Source organism: Microbacterium caowuchunii, assembly GCF_008727755.1.
Classification (GTDB): domain Bacteria; phylum Actinomycetota; class Actinomycetes; order Actinomycetales; family Microbacteriaceae; genus Microbacterium; species Microbacterium caowuchunii.
Genome location: NZ_CP044231.1, coordinates 1,382,955 through 1,399,644 on the forward strand (window position 1 = coordinate 1,382,955; position 16,690 = coordinate 1,399,644).

Consider the following 16,690-nt stretch of genomic DNA (forward strand, 5'->3'; position numbering starts at 1 on the left):
GCAGGGGCTCTCGCGTCGGTGAGAGTCGCGTAGGTCTCGTCGGTGGGTCACTTTTGCTGCCCACCCGGCGGTGCCGCGCTCCTGCTCAGTGACCGGGAAGTCGGGTGTGCGAGCCGACGGTATGCCAGGAGCGGTTGAAGTACACCAGTCCGTCACGCTCTCCGTACTGCTCGACGTGATCGTCGCCGATACTCGACTCGACGCCTTCTGCGACGATCACCGTGGATCCACCGGCATCCAGGCGGTGCAGGACGCGTCCCCGGATCCACGCGCGGGCCGCAGGGAACACGGGTTCGCCGGTGTCGAGGCGAGCCCAGGAGCTCTCGTCACCGAAACGGTCGATGTCGGAGGTGGCTCCGAGCTCGGCCAGATCCTGCGCGGCCGCGTCGAGCAGGTGGACCACGACGGTGGTCGACGAACGCAGGGTCGCCGTGCTGGAGGACTGACTGGAGACGGAGAACATGAAGATGGGCGGGGACGCGCTGACGGACGCCAGCGAGCTCGCGGTGAGGGCGACGGGCCCGTCGGCGGCATCCGCGGTGACGAGCGCGACGCCTCCTGGATGCAGCCGGAACGCGACCGTGAAATGATCCGCGGTCAGCGGGCGCCCGCTGAGACGTCGACGGGAGGCGACCATCGTCCGACTCATCCGTTCACCATGGCCGACATGTATCGCACGGAAGCCTGTCGCCAGTTCAGGGTCACGTGCGAGGCGACGAGCTCGGCGTCACGCTTGGCGCGGGAGGCGGAATGCTGAGGGAAGCCGGCTTTCGCTCCGACGATCATCTGAAGGCGCTGCGCGGCACGCAAGGCCACTCGAGCCACGAGCGAGTTGTCGCGGACCTGCTCCGCGAGCTGGGCTTCGTCGAGGACGACCCGCTGGTGCGCCAGATCAGAGGCTTCCCTGCTGCGGTACTCGATGAGCCGCCTTGCCATCTCGAGCTCGCCGGTGATCTCGGCGTACTCCGTTGCCACATAGTCCTGATCCGTGAGCCGCAGCGTGCCGCCGAGCGCGTTGGCGACGCGACTGGTGGATCCGGCCGTCGCCGCGAAATCCTCTGCGGCCCCCATCGCCGCCCCCACGCCGACGCCGGCGAAGGTGAAGCGCCCGTACGACGGCCAGGGCGCGTACATGGCGTCGAAGGTCGGGTGGAGCCCACGGCGCTCCTGAATCTTGTCGACGGTGTCGGCTGTGCGCATGACGCGGTGGTCCGGCACGAACACGTCCCTGACGACCTTCGTTCGGCTACCGGTCCCGCGCAAACCGGTCGGTGTCCAATCATCCACTGTCTCGGCATCGGCGGCGGGAACGATGAACATGTGCCCCTCGCCCGCCTCGCCGACGGGAGCGTTGAAGATGAGCCACTCGGAGAAGTCCGATCCGCTGCAGAACCCCCAACTGCCTGACAGACGGTACCCACCCGGAACCCGACGGGTGCTCGCCTTCAGATTCAGGTTGGTGTTGCCCGCGAGCGTTGCGTAGCTGTCATCGCCCCAGATCTCGTCCTGGGTCTCTTCCGGAAAGGAGAGCACAGCCATGTTGTCCGAGCTGAGGATGGAGAAGACCCAGGCCGTGGATGCGCACCCGCGTGCGAGGGTCATCGCGACTTTGGCGTGCTCGTGTTCGGTCAGCTCGAGGCCGTGATACTTCTTCGGCTTCAGAACATGCAGAAGGCCGGCCTCCTGGACCGCACGGTACACATCGTCGGGGATTCGGCGGTTGGCGTCGATCTCCACTGCCCGTTCCTTGAGCATGGGAACGAGCGTCTCCGCGGCGGCGAGGATGTCCCGCGCGGACATATCGGGCTTCGGGGGCGCTGGGGGATTCTCGCGCGATGCATGACGATCTACGAGCGTGCTCATGAGTCCTCCTTGTGCGACCGGCACTGGTCGCGTTCTCAAAACCTGCGAGTCGAAGAGTCACCGCTGGGCCAACTCCTCGCTGACGTCGCGGGGCGACCCCGTCGGTGTCCTCCTCCGCCGATGTTGCAGATCACGTCCTACCTCGGTCAAGATCGGTTAATCGCACTACTTCCGCAGTCTGATTGATGTATGCGCGGGGGCGGACACAAGATCACAGCGACGAGGAGGTCGAATGTGGACGAGTCGGTCATCGGGGACGAACACCCGGCGCCGAACTGGAGTGACTTCTCGCTTCGCCAGCTGGCGCACTTCGTCGCTGTAGCGGACGCGGGGACCCTCGCGGGCGCTGCCGAGCGGTTGTTCATGTCGCCCTCAGCCGTCGCCGCATCGCTGAGCGAGCTGGAACGGCTGCTCGGGGCCGACCTCTGCGTCCGACGCCGAGCCCAGGGGGTCACCCTCACCCCGGTCGGGCGCGTGTTGCTCGTGGAGGCCAAGCGGCTCCTGGCTCAGGCGGCGGAGATCAGCTACCTCGCGCGCGGGAACGATCAGGAGCTCACCGGCCCGCTCGTCGTGGGGTGTTATGTCACGCTCGCGCCCACTGTTCTGCCCCGCCTTCTCGAGACATTCGAGACCGATCATCCGCGCGTCACGGTGGACCTCGTGGAGGGCGACCAGATCCGTCTGCAGGAGGGCCTGTTCGCCGGAGAACTCGACATCGCGATCATGTACGACCTCGATCTGTCCGAGGCATTGACGTCCGTGCCGCTCTATGAGCCCCGCGCCTACGCACTGTTCGCCGCAGATCACCCGCTGGCGTCTGCGGATTTCGTCACGCTCGAACAGTTGTCGACGGAGCCGTTGGCCCTTTTCAACCAGGCGCCCAGCGCGCGGTACGCGATGTCACTGTTCCACGATGTGGGGTTGAAGCCGAATATCCGTCATCGCACGCAGACCTACGAACTCACACGTTCCCTCGTGGCCCGGAATCTGGCCTACGCGCTCCTCGTTCAGCGCCCCACCAATAAGTCGAGCTACGAGGGATTCTCGATCGTGGAGAAAGAGATCCTCCCTGAGGTCAAGGGGTGCCCCGTCGTCCTCGCCTGGCCGAGGGATGTTCCACTGTCACCGCGCGCGAAAGCGCTCGAACGGCTCGCGCGCGCCCACTACCGGTGATCGGCTCGCCCCAAACACGGAGAAATCGTTCTAGCTGCACGATTTGTCCGGTTTGACCCGTCATATGCACGCCCGGAACCATGGGCAGCATCGCGCGAGCTTCCGGGTACACCGGAAGCAGGCGGAGCCGAGGGCGCAGGACTCAGCGGCGAGTTCTGTGCGGCATCCGAACGCGAATACCAGGGAGGTTCTGCTCGATGAAGATCACGAAACGGACGAGAAGAGACGTCGTGGCGCTCGCCGCGCTCTGCACCATCGCGCTGGCGATGAGCGGCTGCGCGCGCGGCGGGGACGCGGAGGCTGAGGAAGGGGAGGTCACCGCCTCGCCGGGTATCACCGACACCACGATCACCTTCGGCACCACGTCGCCGCTGTCCGGAAGCGCCGCCGGCGTCGGCAACTGTGCGGCGGACGGAGCGATCGCGTACTTCGAATCACGGAACGCCGACGGCGGCATCACCTTCGGGGATGGCAAGACCCGAAACGTCGAGTTCAAGGCGTATGACGACGGCTATGACCCGCAGAGAGCACTCGCCAACTTTCAGCAGATGGTGTCCGACGGGGTGTTCGGAACGGCGCTGAGCCTCGGTACCCCGACGAACAGGGCGTTCCGGGATGCTGCCATCGCAGCCGAAGTCCCGCAGGTCCTCGTCCAGACCGGGGACCCGCTCTTCAGCGACCGGGCCGAGAGCCCCTGGCAGCTCGGGCTCCTGCCGATCTACCAGCAGGAGGGCCAAGCGTTCGGAGAGCTCCTCGCAGCCAGCCCGGGAGAGCATCGCGTCGCCATCCTCTACCAGAACGACGATTTCGGACTGGGCTACGTCGAGGGATTCAAGCTGGGTATCGAGGGTGCAGAGAACATCGAAGTGGTCAAGGAGATCGGTTACGAGGCAACCGCGACCGAAGTCAACGCCCAGATCACCGATCTCGCGTCGACCGACGCCGACGTGTTCTTCAACGCGATGTCCTCGCTCGCGCCGCTCGTGATCGGTTCACTGCAACAAGCCCACACCCTGGGGTGGAGCCCGAGCCTGTTCTTGCCTTCCACCTCATCCAGCCCCGCCCTGCTCGAACCGTCGGGCGTGGCGGACTCCTTCGCCGGAATCTACTCGACGGCGTCGTCGCTGTCAGCGGCTTCGCCCGCGTTCCAGGACAGCGAAGAAGGCCAGCGATTCCTCGACGCTCTGCACACGTACACGGCGCAAACGGACGTCCCCGGATTCCCTCAGTGCGTGTGGAGCTGGATCGGCGCGTCCATCCTCGAAGAGGCGTTCACGAAGATGACGGAGCCCACGCGGGCGAGCTTCATGGAAGCGCTGCGTTCGGTGTCCGGGTTCTCCGCGCCATTCCTGCTCGATGGCGGACTCATCGATGCCACGCACGAGGACCGGCCCGCGATGAGCGATGTCGTGGTCATGGAGTTCAACGGAGCCGGGTTCGGGCCGGCGGACTCCATCTCCTGAGCGTTCGGGGGCTCGGCGCGGCACGCGGCCGAGCCCCCGTGCGCTCTTCGCGGCGTGGAAACCCGCGGATCCGTTCGGCTGCGTCCGCGCAGGCGCCGGAATACGCATGGTCGGACGCTGCGGGAGCCAGAACGCGCCGCCCCACGTCGCATCACCCGGCGCCGGGAGCGGCCCCGTCGTCCGCGGAACGCGGTCCCCGGCCGGCACGCTCACCCTCGGACAGCGCATCACGCAGCTGGGCGCGGGTGGTCACGCTCAGTTTGGGGAAGATCTTGTAGAGGTGCCCGCCAACGGTGCGGGGTGAGAGGTACAGCCGGGCCGCGATCTGCTTGTTCGACAGTCCTTCCGCCGCCAGCTCCGCTATCCGGGTCTCCTGGTCGGTGAGATCGCCCACTCGCACGGCGATCTCGCGCTGGCACGCTCGAAGCTCGCGCTGCACCCGCTCCAGCCAGGCGCCCGCCTGCACACTGCGCAGCTCGTGCTCGACGCGGAAGAGGTGCCGCCGTGCTTCTGCAGTGCGGTTCAGCCTCCTCAGCCGCTCCGCATAGACGAGGCGCAGCCGGGCGGATTCGTAGACGAACGGATGCGTCTGCGCGCGGGCGAGGAGATCCTCCGCCGGCCGCAGGTCCCTGCGCATGGCGAGCGCTGCGTCGCACGCGGCCAGGACGAACTCGGCGCGCTCCAGGCGATGAGGGCGGAGGAGTTCGCGGGTGCGCTCGACGCGCTCCGCGGCATCCTCGTCGCGCTGGAGAAGGATGGCGTAGTCGACGAAGTCGAACAATTCGACCGGACCGTATGGGCCGGCGGTGAGGTCCAGGACGTCGGGCTCCCGCGTGGACAGCAGCGCCAGCGCATGCTCGTGGTTCCCCCGCGGCCCCTCGATCATCACCTCCACGGAGTCCAGCACGGTCCTGAGCCGGTACGCGCGCCGGAGCACGGGATCGGCGCGGATGCGATCCACCCGCTCCTTCGCCGAGTCGCGCTCGCCGCGGAACGCCTCCGCCAGGGCGAGGAGCGTCTCGGCACTGATGCGCATCAGCGGGATCGGTACGGTTACGGTCGTCTCCATCCCGATGCGCACCACGGTCTCGAGCCTGTCCCAGTGCTGGTTGTGGGCACGGATGACCGACTCCCACGTCGCGGCGACCGTGCGCACGAGTCTGTTTCCCGCACCCGTGGGCAACTCGCCGCACGGAGCGGACGTTCCCCGTCGCATGTCCCGGTAGCTCTGGAGCAGCGCTGCCACGCATCCCGCGAGTTGCGACCACCCGCGGCCGTCGGGGGTGGTGGGGAACGTGAGATGCGGCTCGAACGCGGTGTCCGGCGCAACGATCGTGGCGGCGATCGCGGTGATCGCGGGATGCAGAGGCATGGCCGCGGTAGAGCAGGCTTGCAGGAACCCCTCCCACGCCTGCGGATCGCCGTCCACGATGGTGGCGAGCGCGTAGACGGTGAGCGCTTCCCCCACGGCCGGGTCATCGAGACCGTCCTGGCGTAGCCGTGCGAGAACGGTCTCCCTCGCCGCCACACTGTCCCCCTCCAGCAGGGCCTGCCGCAGACCCCGTGCCGGGGCGCTCTCCCGGATGAGCACACGCGTGTCGGAGAACATGAACGTCTCCAGCACCCTGTCCGCCATCCCGAAGTCCCCGTCGAAGACAGCGGCGTTCGCGGCCTGGGCGGCGAGGGATGCGGCGAGCTCCGGAGACGAGGCCGTCTGGGCCGCCCGGACGAGGCAGAACACCGCCCAGGGCGGGCGATCCGCACGCGCGAAGTAGTCCGCCGCCGCCACGAGGTCGGCGATCTCGACCGGCTCGCCGGCGAAAAAGAGATGCAGCGCACCTCCGTGTGCGCGCCGCGGGCCGGAGAAGCAGGCGCGGCCGGCGACTCCGTGGTCGTCCGGCTCGGATCCGGCGACGACCGCGAGCCGATGAAGAGGTGACATCCAGGTGACCAGGCCCATGCGCTCGACATCGACGAACCCGCTGGCCGCCGCCGCGGCCCGGTCCAGCGGAGCCGCGCTCACGTCTTCCTGCAGCGCGAGCGCGAGCAGGCTGCCGCGGAGGTCCGGCGACAGCGCCCGGAAGTCGGCGGCGAGGGTCCGACCCTCCGGGGTCAGATCGCTGACCCGGGGGAGCGCATCGGACCACTGGTCCTGGCGGGAGAGCCTTGCGATCGCCCCCGCGGGAGCGCCGGGCGCGCCGTACATGTTCTCGACGTGCCGGAGGACGAGAGCGGACGGCGTCGGCATGTCGGTCCCGTCGGGCGATCGGGTGACCATGCTTGATCATATGGAAAGGCCTGGTCAGCGCGCACCCCTCACCCGCGTCCGCTGAGCCGGGTCACACGACCCGGGTGCGCCGCGATCCGCTTTCGCGACCCGCCGATGACTCGTCCGAGTCGATCGACTCTCCGCGCGGGTCACCTCAGCGCCGCAGGATCGACTCACCGGCGCACAGCCGGGAGGACGCCCGGTACCGCACCGGGCGGCGAGGGGAGCGACCATCATGTCCCAGAGCAACACCACCGTCGTGCTGGTCCACGGAGCGTTCGCCGAGAACGGGAGCTGGAACGGCGTCATCGAGCGGTTGACGCACAACGGTGTCCGCGCGTTCGCGGTGGCGAACCCGCTGCGCAGCGTGACGGGTGACGCCGAGTACGTGGCGGACGTCGTGCGCGGCGTCGACGGTCCGGTCGTACTCGTCGGGCACTCCTACGGGGGTGTCGTCATCACCCAGGCGGCGGAGTCCGCGGGCAACGTCCAGGCCCTGGTCTACGTCAGCGCCTTCGCCCCCGACACCGGTGAATCGGCCGCCGCCCTCACCGCTCTGTACCCGGGCAGCACGCTGGGCGATGCCGTCTCCGGTGTCGCGCTCAGCTCGGGGGAGACCGATCTCACCATCCGCACGGAACTGTTCCACCAGCAGTTCTGCGCGGATGTGGACGCGGCGACGGCAGCGCTGATGGCGGCGACCCAGCGCGGATTCTCCGACCGCGCCCTGAACGGGCCGCTCGCCACCTCCGCCCCCGGCTGGCGGAGGCTGCCCTCCTGGTTCGTCTACGGCGGAGCGGACAGGAACATCCCGGCCGCCGCCATCGCCTTCTTCGCCGTGCGCGCCGGGTCCCGCGGCACCACGGTCGTGGAGGAGGCCTCCCACGCGATCGGCGTCTCCCAGCCCGATGTCGTGACCCGGACGATCCTCGCGGCGATAGCGGGCTGACCCCCGCCCTCCCCGGAGAACTGCCGCCGAACGTCGGCGGAGGAATGGAAAGGAAACACGATCATGAGTTCTACGAATGAACCGATCACGAACATCGTCCTCGTACACGGGGCGTTCGCTGACGGCTCCGGATGGCGCGGGGTGTACGACATCCTCACCGCACAGGGACACCGCGTCACCAGCGTGCAGATCCCGCTCACCTCGCTGGAGGACGACATCGCGGCGACGAACCGGGTGCTCGACATGCAGGACGGTCCGACGATCCTCGTCGGCCACTCCTGGGGCGGCACGGTCATCACCGCGGCCGGCAACCACCCGTCTGTGTCCGGGCTGGTGTACGTCTCGGCGCTCGCCCCGGACAGCGGAGAGAACACGGCGAAGCAGTATGAGGGGTTCGCCCCCACCCCGGAGTTCATCATCGATGTCGGAGACGACGGATTCGGGTTCCTCAACTTCGAGCGGTTCCAGAGCGGCTTCGTCGCCGAGGCGAGCGAAGCGGACGCGGCGTTCCTGCGCGATGCGCAGGTCCCCGTCAACATGGCGGCTTTCGAGACGCCGGTGGAGCACGCGGCATGGCGGGACAAGCCCTCCTGGGCCGTCATCGCGACCGAGGACAAGGCGTTCGACCAGGCGATGCTGCAGAGCATGGCGGCGCGGGCGGGCTCCGAGGTCACCTACGTCACCGCCAGTCACGCCTCGTACTTCACGCAGCCCCAGGCGGTCGCCGAGGTCATCCAGACCGCCGCTCGGAATGCGCTCGTGGCCGTGCAGTGACGACGGCCGTCTCCCCGGGCCGGCCCGCGCTGCGCGAGCCGGCCCGGTCTGCGTCCGTGCGACGGAGCCGTCAGTCTCCGCGGGAGGGGGCCCGCCGGGAGGCCGACGGGGACACGGTCGGCTCGCGCGGCTATCCCACCTGGTGGAGATCGGGTGTGGGGGATCGAACGGCCAACCTCGTTCCGGCGGCGCTGACGTACTGATCGGCGTCGTCGGCGTTTGCGCGCCGGATCTCCCGCCGCCGGTGTAGCGTGGGCGCCGCGTACGTGCATGGTGAGCTGGGAAGTCTGGTCGGCAGCGTCTTCGCTGACGTTCGGTTCGACGATTGGTGGCTGTCTTGATCCCTCGCATCCTGGTCCTCGGCGATGTGCTGGAGACGTTCTCTCCACTGCTCACGCAGGATCCGCCGGTGGCGGTCCTCTGCGACGACACCGCGGCACCGCTCGTGATGCCGCGGGCTGTGGTTGTGGGCGTCGATCTGCGCGCTGCCGGCCCGGGCCGGGAAGCGACGCGCCTCCTGCGCGAACGCTCCGCCGCGGCGGCACGAGTGGTACGGACGCACCCCTCCGTCCGGCACCTCGTCATCGTGATCGTCGCCGGACCGCAGCATGAGATGCGCCGCAGGCGAGCAGCATCCGCCGCGGCCACACGCCGGCACATGGAGTTCGAGCGCGAGGTGGGCCGGGACGTCGAGGTGACCGTGCTGGATGTCACCGGGTGCGAGGATGCCGGTTGCTTCGCGGAGCGGCTCACGGAGCACACGCTGGATGCCACGGGCGTGCACGGGGTGGCCGTGCTGGGCTGGTCCGACATTCGCACGCGGAGCGTCTCCGAGGCCGTGCACGAGGCCTACTTCTGAGCATCACGGTCATACTCGTCGGGCTGACCCGGCCATCACGGCGGCGATGACGCGCGTCCCGCTGCACGGAATGCGGGCCGTCCGTTTCCGTGCGGCAGGTCAGGATGGTCCCTGCGGCCCCGGCCGTCGCGGTGCCGATGAGAGGATCGACGGATGCGTGAGATGCAGCAGCTGCGCGAATCGATCTGGGCGCTCGAGATGCCGTTCGGGCCCCGTGGCGGGTACAGCATCGTCTACCTCATCCGCTCGCGTGACAGCGTGGTGGTGATCGATCCCGGGGCGCACGAGGGCGACAATGCCTCCCGGCTGGAGGAGGCGCTCGACGCCCTCGGCTTCGGCGTGCGCGACGTCGCGGCGATCATCGGGACCCACCATCATCCCGACCACATCGGTCTGGCGGCCTGGCTGTCCGAGACGAGCGGTGCGGCGCTCCACGTGCACGAGGACGAACTCCCGGACGTCCTCACGCCGCGGGAGCGACGATACGGCGACCCGGACGTCCACGCGGAGCGGTGGGGCATGCCGACCGGCGAACGCGACCGCATCCGGTTCGCCTCGACGCCGGTGCGCTTCCCGGTCCGGTCCGCGATCCGGACGTTCCGCACGGGGGACCGGATCGTTCTCGGCGACGACGCCCGTGGGCTCGTCATATCGACGCCGGGCCACACCGCCGGGCACGTCTGCCTCGCGCTGGAGGGGGAGCGGCTCGTGTTCACCGGCGACCACGTGCTGCCCACGGGGCATCCCGGCCTCGGTCTCAGCGCCGACCCCGGACCCGATCCCGTGGCGGCGTACCTCGAATCGCTGGACCGGCTGGAACCCTACCGCGACCACGAGGCGGCCCCCGGCCACGGCCAGGCCTTCTCGGATCTGGGCGAGCGACTCTCGGCCACCCGGGCGCATGTGCTCCGCCGCGTCGCCCAGGTCGCCGAGGTGGTGGCAGCCGAATCCGACCTCAGCACGTGGGAGCTGGCGTCACGTCTGACCTGGAGCGGGGGCTTCGCGGCGCTGGACGGCTTCACGCTGCGTTCGGCGCTCGCTCAGACCGAGCTGTACCGCGGCCACATCCTGCGGGCGTCGTCCGCCTCGGCCCCGTCGTCCTCCCTGTCGTCCTCCCCGTCGTCCTCCCCGTCGTCCTCCCGCGAGACTGCACGCTGACCACGAGACGGATGTCGCTACGCGCTGTCTCGTGCCCACTATGCAGTCTCGCGGGAAAAAGAGGGGGAAGCGGGGAGCGGGGCGGGGCGGCTAGGGTCCAGGAGGACGCGGGGGCTCCGCGCCGGGGGATACGGGGGGACGACATGCGAGCGAAGGCGCGCGGAGCACGGACACGCTGGGCGGCACTGATCCTGTCGGGCGGGATGCTGCTCGCGGGCTGCGGAGCGGTCACCCCTGCGGGATCGACGCCGACTCCCGCGGCCTCCGAGGCCCCCGTCCGTGCCGTCGACCTGGCCTCCGGCGAGCAGGCCGAGCCGGTCGAGGTCGCCGTCGACGGCGGGGCGGACGGCGTGGACGTCACCTTCCGCGAGATCACGATCGAGCCGGGAGCAGGGACCGGCGAGCACTGCCACTACGGGCAGCTCATCGCCGTCGTGCAGGAGGGGGAGCTGACGCACTACGCCGAGACGCACCCGGGCGGCGTGCGGGTCTACTCGGCCGGGGAGTCGATCATCGAGGGCACCGGCTACCCCCACGAGGGACGCAACGAGGGCGAATCCGACGTGGTGCTCTGGGTCACCTACGTCACGCCGGAACACAAGCCTCTCGCCGAGACGGACCTGTCGCACTGCCACGAGTGACGAATCGGTCCTCCGCGTCACGGTAATGTCGTCACGGTGCGCCCAGGCTTCACAGGCGCTCGGAACGGAGAACCGCTGTGCCCACGCTCGATACTCGTCTCGTATCCGTCTTCGACGAGGTCGTCGGCCGCAACCCCGGTGAGAAGGAATTCCACCAGGCCGTTCGCGAGGTCCTCGAAAGCCTCGGTCCGGTCATCACCAAGCACCCGGAGTACGCCGATTCCGAGGTCATCCGTCGGCTGTGCGAGCCCGAACGACAGATCATCTTCCGCGTGCCGTGGGTCGACGACGCCGGTCGCACGCAGCTGAACCGTGGATTCCGGGTCGAGTTCAACTCGGCGCTCGGGCCGTTCAAGGGCGGCCTGCGGTTCCACCCGACCGTGTACCTCGGCATCGTCAAGTTCCTCGGTTTCGAGCAGATCTTCAAGAACGCCCTGACCGCCATGCCGATCGGCGGCGGCAAGGGCGGCTCGGACTTCGACCCCAAGGGCCGGTCCGACGCGGAGGTCATGCGGTTCTGCCAGTCCTTCATGACCGAGCTGTACCGCCACATCGGCGAGTACACCGATGTGCCCGCGGGTGACATCGGGGTGGGCGGCCGCGAGATCGGCTACCTCTTCGGTCAGTACAAGCGCATCACCAACCGCTACGAGTCCGGTGTGTTCACCGGCAAGGGCATCACCTGGGGCGGCTCGCAGGTGCGGACGGAAGCGACCGGCTACGGCACGGTGTTCTTCGTCGACGAGATGCTGCGCTCCCAGTCGCAGTCGTTCGACGGCAAGCGCGTCCTCATCTCGGGATCCGGGAACGTCGCGATCTACGCCGTCGAGAAGGTGCACCAGCTCGGCGGCCGCGTCGTCGCGTGCTCGGACTCCTCCGGCTACGTCGTGGACGAGGACGGCATCGACCTCGAGCTGCTCAAGCAGGTCAAGTCCGTCGAACGCGGCCGTATCTCCGAGTACGCCGATCGTCGGCCGCGCGCGACCTTCGTCGCCGGCGGGTCGATCTGGGACGTCCCCTGCGACATCGCGCTGCCGTGTGCGACGCAGAACGAACTCGACGAGGCTGCGGCCGGTGTCCTCGTGCGCAACGGCTGCCGCATCGTGGCCGAGGGCGCGAACATGCCGTGCACCCCCGGCGCGACGCGCGTGTTCACGGAGGCGGGCGTGCTGTTCGCCCCCGGCAAGGCGGTCAACGCCGGCGGGGTCGCGACCAGCGCCCTGGAGATGCAGCAGAACGCGTCCCGCGACTCGTGGTCGTTCGACTACACCGAGGAGCGTCTGGGCGAGATCATGCGCTCCATCCACGACCGGTGCCTGGACACCGCCGAGGAGTACGGGACGCCGGGCAACTACGTGGCCGGAGCGAACATCGCCGGATTCACCCGCGTGGCAGACGCCATGCTGGCGCTCGGCGTCATCTGATCCCGGAGTCGTCGACCGCGCCGCCGTCCGCGGGGCGGTCGGGAACGCCGTAGCCGACGAACCAGGACGGCGTGATCCGGTACATCCGGATGTCGTCGCCCCAGGTCGTCGGGTCGCTGCCGTAGTGCGTGCGCCAGTGCGCGATCGTCTCGGTCCACGTCGGATGGCCCGGTGTGAACCGGACCGCCTCGCCGTGGCAGAACACACCCAGCCGCTCGCCGTCCACGTGCGCGGCGCTCACTGCGGGCCGGACGCCGAGGTGACGTGCTTTGGCTGCGCGTCCGTCCGTCCCGAAGGTCCAGGCGCCGTGCAGGAAGTGACCGTCCACGGCGCTCACGCGTGGTTCCCCCCGCGCGGTGACGGTGGCGAGGCTCAGGACCTTCATCCCGACGAGCTCGTCGACCACGCGGGCCGCGGTCAGCCGGCGTTCGCCCTGGACGATCTCGCGGAGGTGCGCTGATCCGGCCGCGTGGGACCGGTCCATCAGACCCTGCAGGTCGGCGATCTCCTGGCGCGTCTCGTACATGCTCCGACGGTATCCGGGACCGCCGACACGATGATGGGCGGCGATCCCGGAGACGCGGGATCAGAGGATGCGGGAGGTCAGCGCCGCGTAGGCGATGGCGCGGTCGTGCTCCTGCCGCGCCTGCCGGGCGGCCTCCTGCCTGTCGTGCGCCTCGACGGAGAGCGTCCGCCGGGCGTGGCGGAGGCCCCACGCGACGAGCCGGAGCCCGACGCGCATCGCCGCGCGGTCGACGAACGACATCCGATCGGTGGATCGTCGACGGACAGGACGGGGGAGCGGCGCGGACGGCGTGGTCTGCGGGGGGACGGAGACCGAGGGGGAGAGGTGCAGCGTGCTCATGATGAGGTCCTTCTTCAGCGGAAGCGTTGCGAAGAGCGGCGCGTACCCGCGACGTTAACGCCGACCTCCGACATCCGACCCACCCCTGTGGCCGCGCACTCCGCACCCGGCCCGTCGCCGGCGTGCGCGCACGCCTCGGTGTCCCGCTGATGATTCGAGCGTCCGGGGTGTGACAGCTGCCTCTGCCCCCGACGCGAGGAGGATCCGCCCACGCGAGGACGCTCGCCCTCCGGGAATCCTCGTCTCGGTGGATCCTCCTCCCGTCGCCGAGCGGAGCCGCCGGGTCGGACCGCCGCCACCGGCGGAGCCGGACCTGCGATCACCGCCCAGCGTTGCCGACGTCCCGGTTCAGCCGTCGCTGACGTCGGACCCGCCGGCCCGGGTGCCGCGGTGCCGTCGCCGCACGACGAGTGTCCGGATGCCCCACACCGCGAGCACGATCACGCCCACCAGGACCAGCCAGGGCAGGAGGAAGCCGAGGGCCACCACCGTCCCGTTCAGGGTCGCGACCAGTCCGTTCCACCCGGCGGACAGTCCGTCCCCGAAACCGGCCGGATCCGCGGTGACGGTCTCCGGGGTACGGCTCAGCGTGACGGTCAGCGACGACATCGCGACCTGGGTCTCGAGCAGCTGGAGCTGCTGGCGGTCCGCGTCGAGCTGGGCCTGCCGCTCGGCCAGGGCGCTCTCCGCCGCGATCAGGTCCGCGACGGACCCCGCCTGCCCCAGGAGTTCGGTCAGCCGCGCCACCGATTCCTCCTGCGCGGTGATCCGCGCCCGCAGATCGACCGTCTGCGTCGTCACGTCCGTGCGGTCGATCGAGGTGGCGGTGACCTCTCCGAAGCCGGAGACCTCATCGACGACGGCGGTGAGCCGGTCCGCGGGGACCCGGATGGTGATCCAGCTCTCGCCGCCCACCACGGGCATCGACCGGTCCGCGGGCAGGGGACCGGTGCGTCCCAGGTTCGCGGATTCGACGTAGCCGCCCTCGGCCACCGCGAGCGCCGTCACCCGGTCCGTCGTCGCCTCCACGTCATCCACCGTCAGCTGGACCCACCCGTTCGCGATCACGTCCCTTCCCGTCGCGCCCTCGAGGGCCATGTCCGCGGACTCCGCAGCGCCACCGGCGCTGCGGCCCTCGAGCATCCCCTCGTCCATGGCCGGTCCTTCCAGGAGCGGGAAGGGCTCCGCGGCGGGGGCGACCATCACGGTCCCGTCGGTGGACGACGCGGCGCCCCCGATGCCGGAGAGCACCGCGGGGGAGATGATGGCGGCCAGGGCCACCACCGCGGCCACGGCGGCCGCGCCGCCCCACATACGGACCCGGCGCACCCGGCGCCGGGACCGGTCCTCGCGGATCCGGCCCATCACGGATGCCTCCATCCGTGCGACCTGCGCCGTGTCCGGCGCCTCGGGCAGCGTCTGCTCGTTCTGCGCGATCTGCTGGTTCACGTTGCGCTTCCCTCCTGGACGGACTCCCGCAGCCGGCCCCGGATGCGGGACAGGCGATTCCGGACCGCACCGTGGCTCAGCCCCAGCTCTGCCGCGGCGGACTGGTACGCGAATCCCTCGGTGACGCAGAGCACGAAGATCCGCTGGTCGAGTTCGTTCAGCTCGGCGACCTCGCGGGCGATGCGCGAGGCGAGCTCCGCGCCGACCACGTGCTGCTCGACGTCGATGGTGGCGGGGGTGCGCTCGTCGACCTCGCCGGCGGTGTGGGCCCGTTCCCGACCGCGGGTGCGCAGACGGTTCGCGCAGGTGTACCGGCAGATGGTCGCCAGCCACGGCAGGGCGGACTCGCCCCGCAGGTCCAGCTCGCCGAGCTTGCGCCAGGCGGTGACGAAGGCGTCCTGGGTGGCGTCCTCGGCGTCGGCCCTGTCCTCGAGGAGGATCATGGCCACCCGGTACACCGCATCGACGTGACGTCGATACAGGGTGCGGAACGCGCCCTCGTCCCCGGACACCGCACGCGAGACCAGCTCCGCATCCGTCGTCATCCCGATTCCCCCTTCACGCACCGGCCGCCGCCGCGTCCGGTGATGTGTCTCACCCTCAGGTGTCCGTCCCGGGGAGATCGTCTCAGACGTGACGGCGCCCACGCTCTAGACTGAGGCGTCCCCCTGCACCTCCGGAAAGGCTCTCATGGGCTTCGAGATTCCGCTCTGGTTCGAGATCGGTGCCCTGGTCGTCCTGGTGCTCATCCTGGTCGCCGACCTGCTCATCATCCTGAAGCGCCCCCACATCCCCTCCATGAAGGAGGCCACGCTCTGGGTGGCCTTCTACGTCGCGCTCGCGCTCGTGTTCGCGGTCATCCTGTTCGGCGTGACGGGGAGCGGCGACGCCGCCGGGCAGTTCGTCGCGGGCTGGCTCACCGAGTACAGCCTCTCGATCGACAACCTCTTCGTCTTCGTGCTGCTGATGGGGCAGTTCGCGGTGCCCCGCAAGTACCAGCAGGAGGTGCTGATGGTGGGGATCATCATCGCGCTCGTCCTGCGCGGCGCATTCATCATGCTGGGCGCGGTCCTGATCGAGAACCTCAGCTGGATCTTCTACGTCTTCGGCCTCTTCCTGATCTACACGGCGTGGCGGCAGGCGTTCCCCGGCAAGGAGGACCACGACGTCAAGCGGGAGACGGGTCTCGTCCGGTTCCTGCGCCGCTTCATCGACATCAGCGACTCCTACGACGGGTCGAAGCTGCGCACGGTCGTGGGCGGCAAGCGGGTGTGGACCCCGATGATCCTCGTGTTCCTGGCGATCGGGTTCACAGATCTCGTGTTCGCGATCGATTCCATCCCGGCGATCTTCGGAATCACCCGCAGTCCGTTCATCGTTTTCACGGCGAACCTGTTCGCCCTCATGGGACTGCGCCAGCTCTACTTCCTGCTCGGCGGGCTGCTCGACCGCCTGAAGTACCTGCACTACGGGATCGCGTTCATCCTCGCCTTCATCGGGGTGAAGCTCTTCTTCCACGCCCTGCACGAGAACGAGCTCCCGTTCATCAACGGCGGGCAGCACGTCGAGTGGGCGCCGGACATCTCCACGTTGACGTCGCTCGCGGTCATCGTGGCAGCGATGGCGGTCGCCACGATCACGAGCCTGATCGCCGCCCGTCGCACCGGACCGGCCCCCGCCGCGCCGACATCACCCGCCGAGGTCTCCGACGAGGACGCATCGTCGGGCCGCGACTGATCGGCATCCCTCGGCGCCGGAGCGCCCCACCCGGCGCGCTGCGGTGGCGAACCGGGGAGGTCGGGT

The 16,690-nt window shown here is 69.4% G+C and carries 16 protein-coding genes; 9 read left to right on the plus strand and 7 right to left on the minus strand.

The window, feature by feature from the left end:
• Positions 1–85 precede the first annotated feature (85 nt).
• Positions 86–649 (minus strand): flavin reductase family protein, encoded by a 564-nt coding sequence (locus F6J84_RS06560; protein WP_150972368.1) that lies wholly within the window; start codon positions 647–649, stop codon positions 86–88.
• Positions 646–1,863 (minus strand): acyl-CoA dehydrogenase family protein, encoded by a 1,218-nt coding sequence (locus F6J84_RS06565; RefSeq protein ID WP_150972370.1) that lies wholly within the window; start codon positions 1,861–1,863, stop codon positions 646–648. The genes F6J84_RS06560 and F6J84_RS06565 overlap by 4 nt, the downstream gene beginning before the upstream one ends.
• 234 nt (positions 1,864–2,097) lie before the next feature.
• On the opposite strand from F6J84_RS06565, the gene F6J84_RS06570 reads away from it, so the two are divergent.
• On the plus strand, positions 2,098–3,036 hold the full coding sequence (locus tag F6J84_RS06570) for a LysR family transcriptional regulator (RefSeq protein WP_202980478.1): 939 nt from the start codon (positions 2,098–2,100) through the stop codon (positions 3,034–3,036).
• A 197-nt stretch (positions 3,037–3,233) separates the two neighbouring features.
• The gene (locus F6J84_RS06575; protein WP_150972374.1) at positions 3,234–4,499 is read left to right on the plus strand and encodes an ABC transporter substrate-binding protein; all 1,266 of its coding nucleotides are present in this window, start codon (positions 3,234–3,236) and stop codon (positions 4,497–4,499) included.
• Between the two features lie 151 nt (positions 4,500–4,650).
• On the opposite strand, the gene F6J84_RS06580 is transcribed toward F6J84_RS06575, so the two are convergent.
• Positions 4,651–6,777 carry a helix-turn-helix transcriptional regulator gene (locus F6J84_RS06580; RefSeq protein ID WP_150972376.1) on the minus strand — a complete coding sequence of 709 codons (2,127 nt, stop codon included), beginning with the start codon at positions 6,775–6,777 and terminating at the stop codon, positions 4,651–4,653.
• Positions 6,778–7,003: 226 nt separating this feature from the next.
• Here F6J84_RS06580 and F6J84_RS06585 point away from each other — a divergent pair, with 226 nt between their 5' ends.
• The 6 genes from F6J84_RS06585 to gdhA all read left to right on the plus strand — a co-directional run bounded on the left by F6J84_RS06585 (position 7,004) and on the right by gdhA (position 12,573).
• On the plus strand, positions 7,004–7,717 hold the full coding sequence (locus tag F6J84_RS06585) for an alpha/beta fold hydrolase (RefSeq protein ID WP_150972378.1): 714 nt from the start codon (positions 7,004–7,006) through the stop codon (positions 7,715–7,717).
• 63 nt (positions 7,718–7,780) lie between these two features.
• A complete protein-coding gene (locus F6J84_RS06590) occupies positions 7,781–8,491 on the plus strand; it encodes an alpha/beta fold hydrolase (RefSeq protein ID WP_150972380.1) in 711 nt (236 codons plus the stop codon).
• Positions 8,492–8,828: 337 nt separating this feature from the next.
• Entirely contained in the window at positions 8,829–9,350 is a 522-nt protein-coding gene (locus F6J84_RS06595; protein ID WP_191905774.1) for a hypothetical protein, read from the plus strand.
• A gap of 153 nt (positions 9,351–9,503) precedes the next feature.
• Complete coding sequence (locus F6J84_RS06600) at positions 9,504–10,508, plus strand: MBL fold metallo-hydrolase (protein ID WP_150972384.1); 1,005 nt, start codon at positions 9,504–9,506, stop codon at positions 10,506–10,508.
• A 143-nt stretch (positions 10,509–10,651) separates the two neighbouring features.
• A complete protein-coding gene (locus F6J84_RS06605; protein ID WP_150972386.1) occupies positions 10,652–11,149 on the plus strand; it encodes a cupin domain-containing protein in 498 nt (165 codons plus the stop codon).
• A 77-nt stretch (positions 11,150–11,226) separates the two neighbouring features.
• Positions 11,227–12,573: an NADP-specific glutamate dehydrogenase gene (gene gdhA / locus F6J84_RS06610; protein WP_150972388.1), complete on the plus strand. Its 1,347-nt coding sequence runs from the start codon at positions 11,227–11,229 to the stop codon at positions 12,571–12,573.
• On the opposite strand, the gene F6J84_RS06615 is transcribed toward gdhA, so the two are convergent.
• The 4 genes from F6J84_RS06615 to F6J84_RS06630 form a co-directional block, all read right to left on the minus strand.
• Complete coding sequence (locus F6J84_RS06615) at positions 12,566–13,099, minus strand: pyridoxamine 5'-phosphate oxidase family protein (RefSeq protein ID WP_150972390.1); 534 nt, start codon at positions 13,097–13,099, stop codon at positions 12,566–12,568. The two genes, gdhA and F6J84_RS06615, sit on opposite strands and share 8 nt — an antisense overlap.
• A gap of 60 nt (positions 13,100–13,159) precedes the next feature.
• Entirely contained in the window at positions 13,160–13,438 is a 279-nt protein-coding gene (locus F6J84_RS06620; RefSeq protein ID WP_150972393.1) for a hypothetical protein, read from the minus strand.
• Positions 13,439–13,786: 348 nt separating this feature from the next.
• The gene (locus F6J84_RS06625) at positions 13,787–14,887 is read right to left on the minus strand and encodes a DUF4349 domain-containing protein (protein ID WP_150972395.1); all 1,101 of its coding nucleotides are present in this window, start codon (positions 14,885–14,887) and stop codon (positions 13,787–13,789) included.
• Positions 14,884–15,432, minus strand: a complete 549-nt coding sequence (locus tag F6J84_RS06630; protein ID WP_150972397.1) for an RNA polymerase sigma factor — start codon at positions 15,430–15,432, stop codon at positions 14,884–14,886. Before F6J84_RS06630 ends, F6J84_RS06625 begins: the two co-directional genes overlap by 4 nt.
• A 145-nt stretch (positions 15,433–15,577) precedes the next feature.
• Here F6J84_RS06630 and F6J84_RS06635 point away from each other — a divergent pair, with 145 nt between their 5' ends.
• Entirely contained in the window at positions 15,578–16,624 is a 1,047-nt protein-coding gene (locus tag F6J84_RS06635) for a TerC/Alx family metal homeostasis membrane protein (RefSeq protein ID WP_150972399.1), read from the plus strand.
• Positions 16,625–16,690: the final 66 nt, after the last annotated feature.

What these genes read in the sequence shown, in the direction of transcription:
- F6J84_RS06590 (WP_150972380.1), top strand. Translation starts at nt 7,781, where the DNA reads ATGAGTTCTACGAATGAACCGATCACGAACATCGTCCTCGTACACGGG.
- F6J84_RS06585 (WP_150972378.1), top strand. Translation starts at nt 7,004, where the DNA reads ATGTCCCAGAGCAACACCACCGTCGTGCTGGTCCACGGAGCGTTCGCC.
- F6J84_RS06605 (WP_150972386.1), top strand. Translation starts at nt 10,652, where the DNA reads ATGCGAGCGAAGGCGCGCGGAGCACGGACACGCTGGGCGGCACTGATC.
- F6J84_RS06560 (WP_150972368.1), bottom strand. Translation starts at nt 649, where the DNA reads ATGAGTCGGACGATGGTCGCCTCCCGTCGACGTCTCAGCGGGCGCCCG.
- F6J84_RS06580 (WP_150972376.1), bottom strand. Translation starts at nt 6,777, where the DNA reads ATGGTCACCCGATCGCCCGACGGGACCGACATGCCGACGCCGTCCGCT.
- F6J84_RS06600 (WP_150972384.1), top strand. Translation starts at nt 9,504, where the DNA reads ATGCGTGAGATGCAGCAGCTGCGCGAATCGATCTGGGCGCTCGAGATG.
- F6J84_RS06635 (WP_150972399.1), top strand. Translation starts at nt 15,578, where the DNA reads ATGGGCTTCGAGATTCCGCTCTGGTTCGAGATCGGTGCCCTGGTCGTC.
- F6J84_RS06575 (WP_150972374.1), top strand. Translation starts at nt 3,234, where the DNA reads ATGAAGATCACGAAACGGACGAGAAGAGACGTCGTGGCGCTCGCCGCG.
- F6J84_RS06620 (WP_150972393.1), bottom strand. Translation starts at nt 13,438, where the DNA reads ATGAGCACGCTGCACCTCTCCCCCTCGGTCTCCGTCCCCCCGCAGACC.
- F6J84_RS06565 (WP_150972370.1), bottom strand. Translation starts at nt 1,863, where the DNA reads ATGAGCACGCTCGTAGATCGTCATGCATCGCGCGAGAATCCCCCAGCG.
- F6J84_RS06615 (WP_150972390.1), bottom strand. Translation starts at nt 13,099, where the DNA reads ATGTACGAGACGCGCCAGGAGATCGCCGACCTGCAGGGTCTGATGGAC.
- F6J84_RS06630 (WP_150972397.1), bottom strand. Translation starts at nt 15,432, where the DNA reads ATGACGACGGATGCGGAGCTGGTCTCGCGTGCGGTGTCCGGGGACGAG.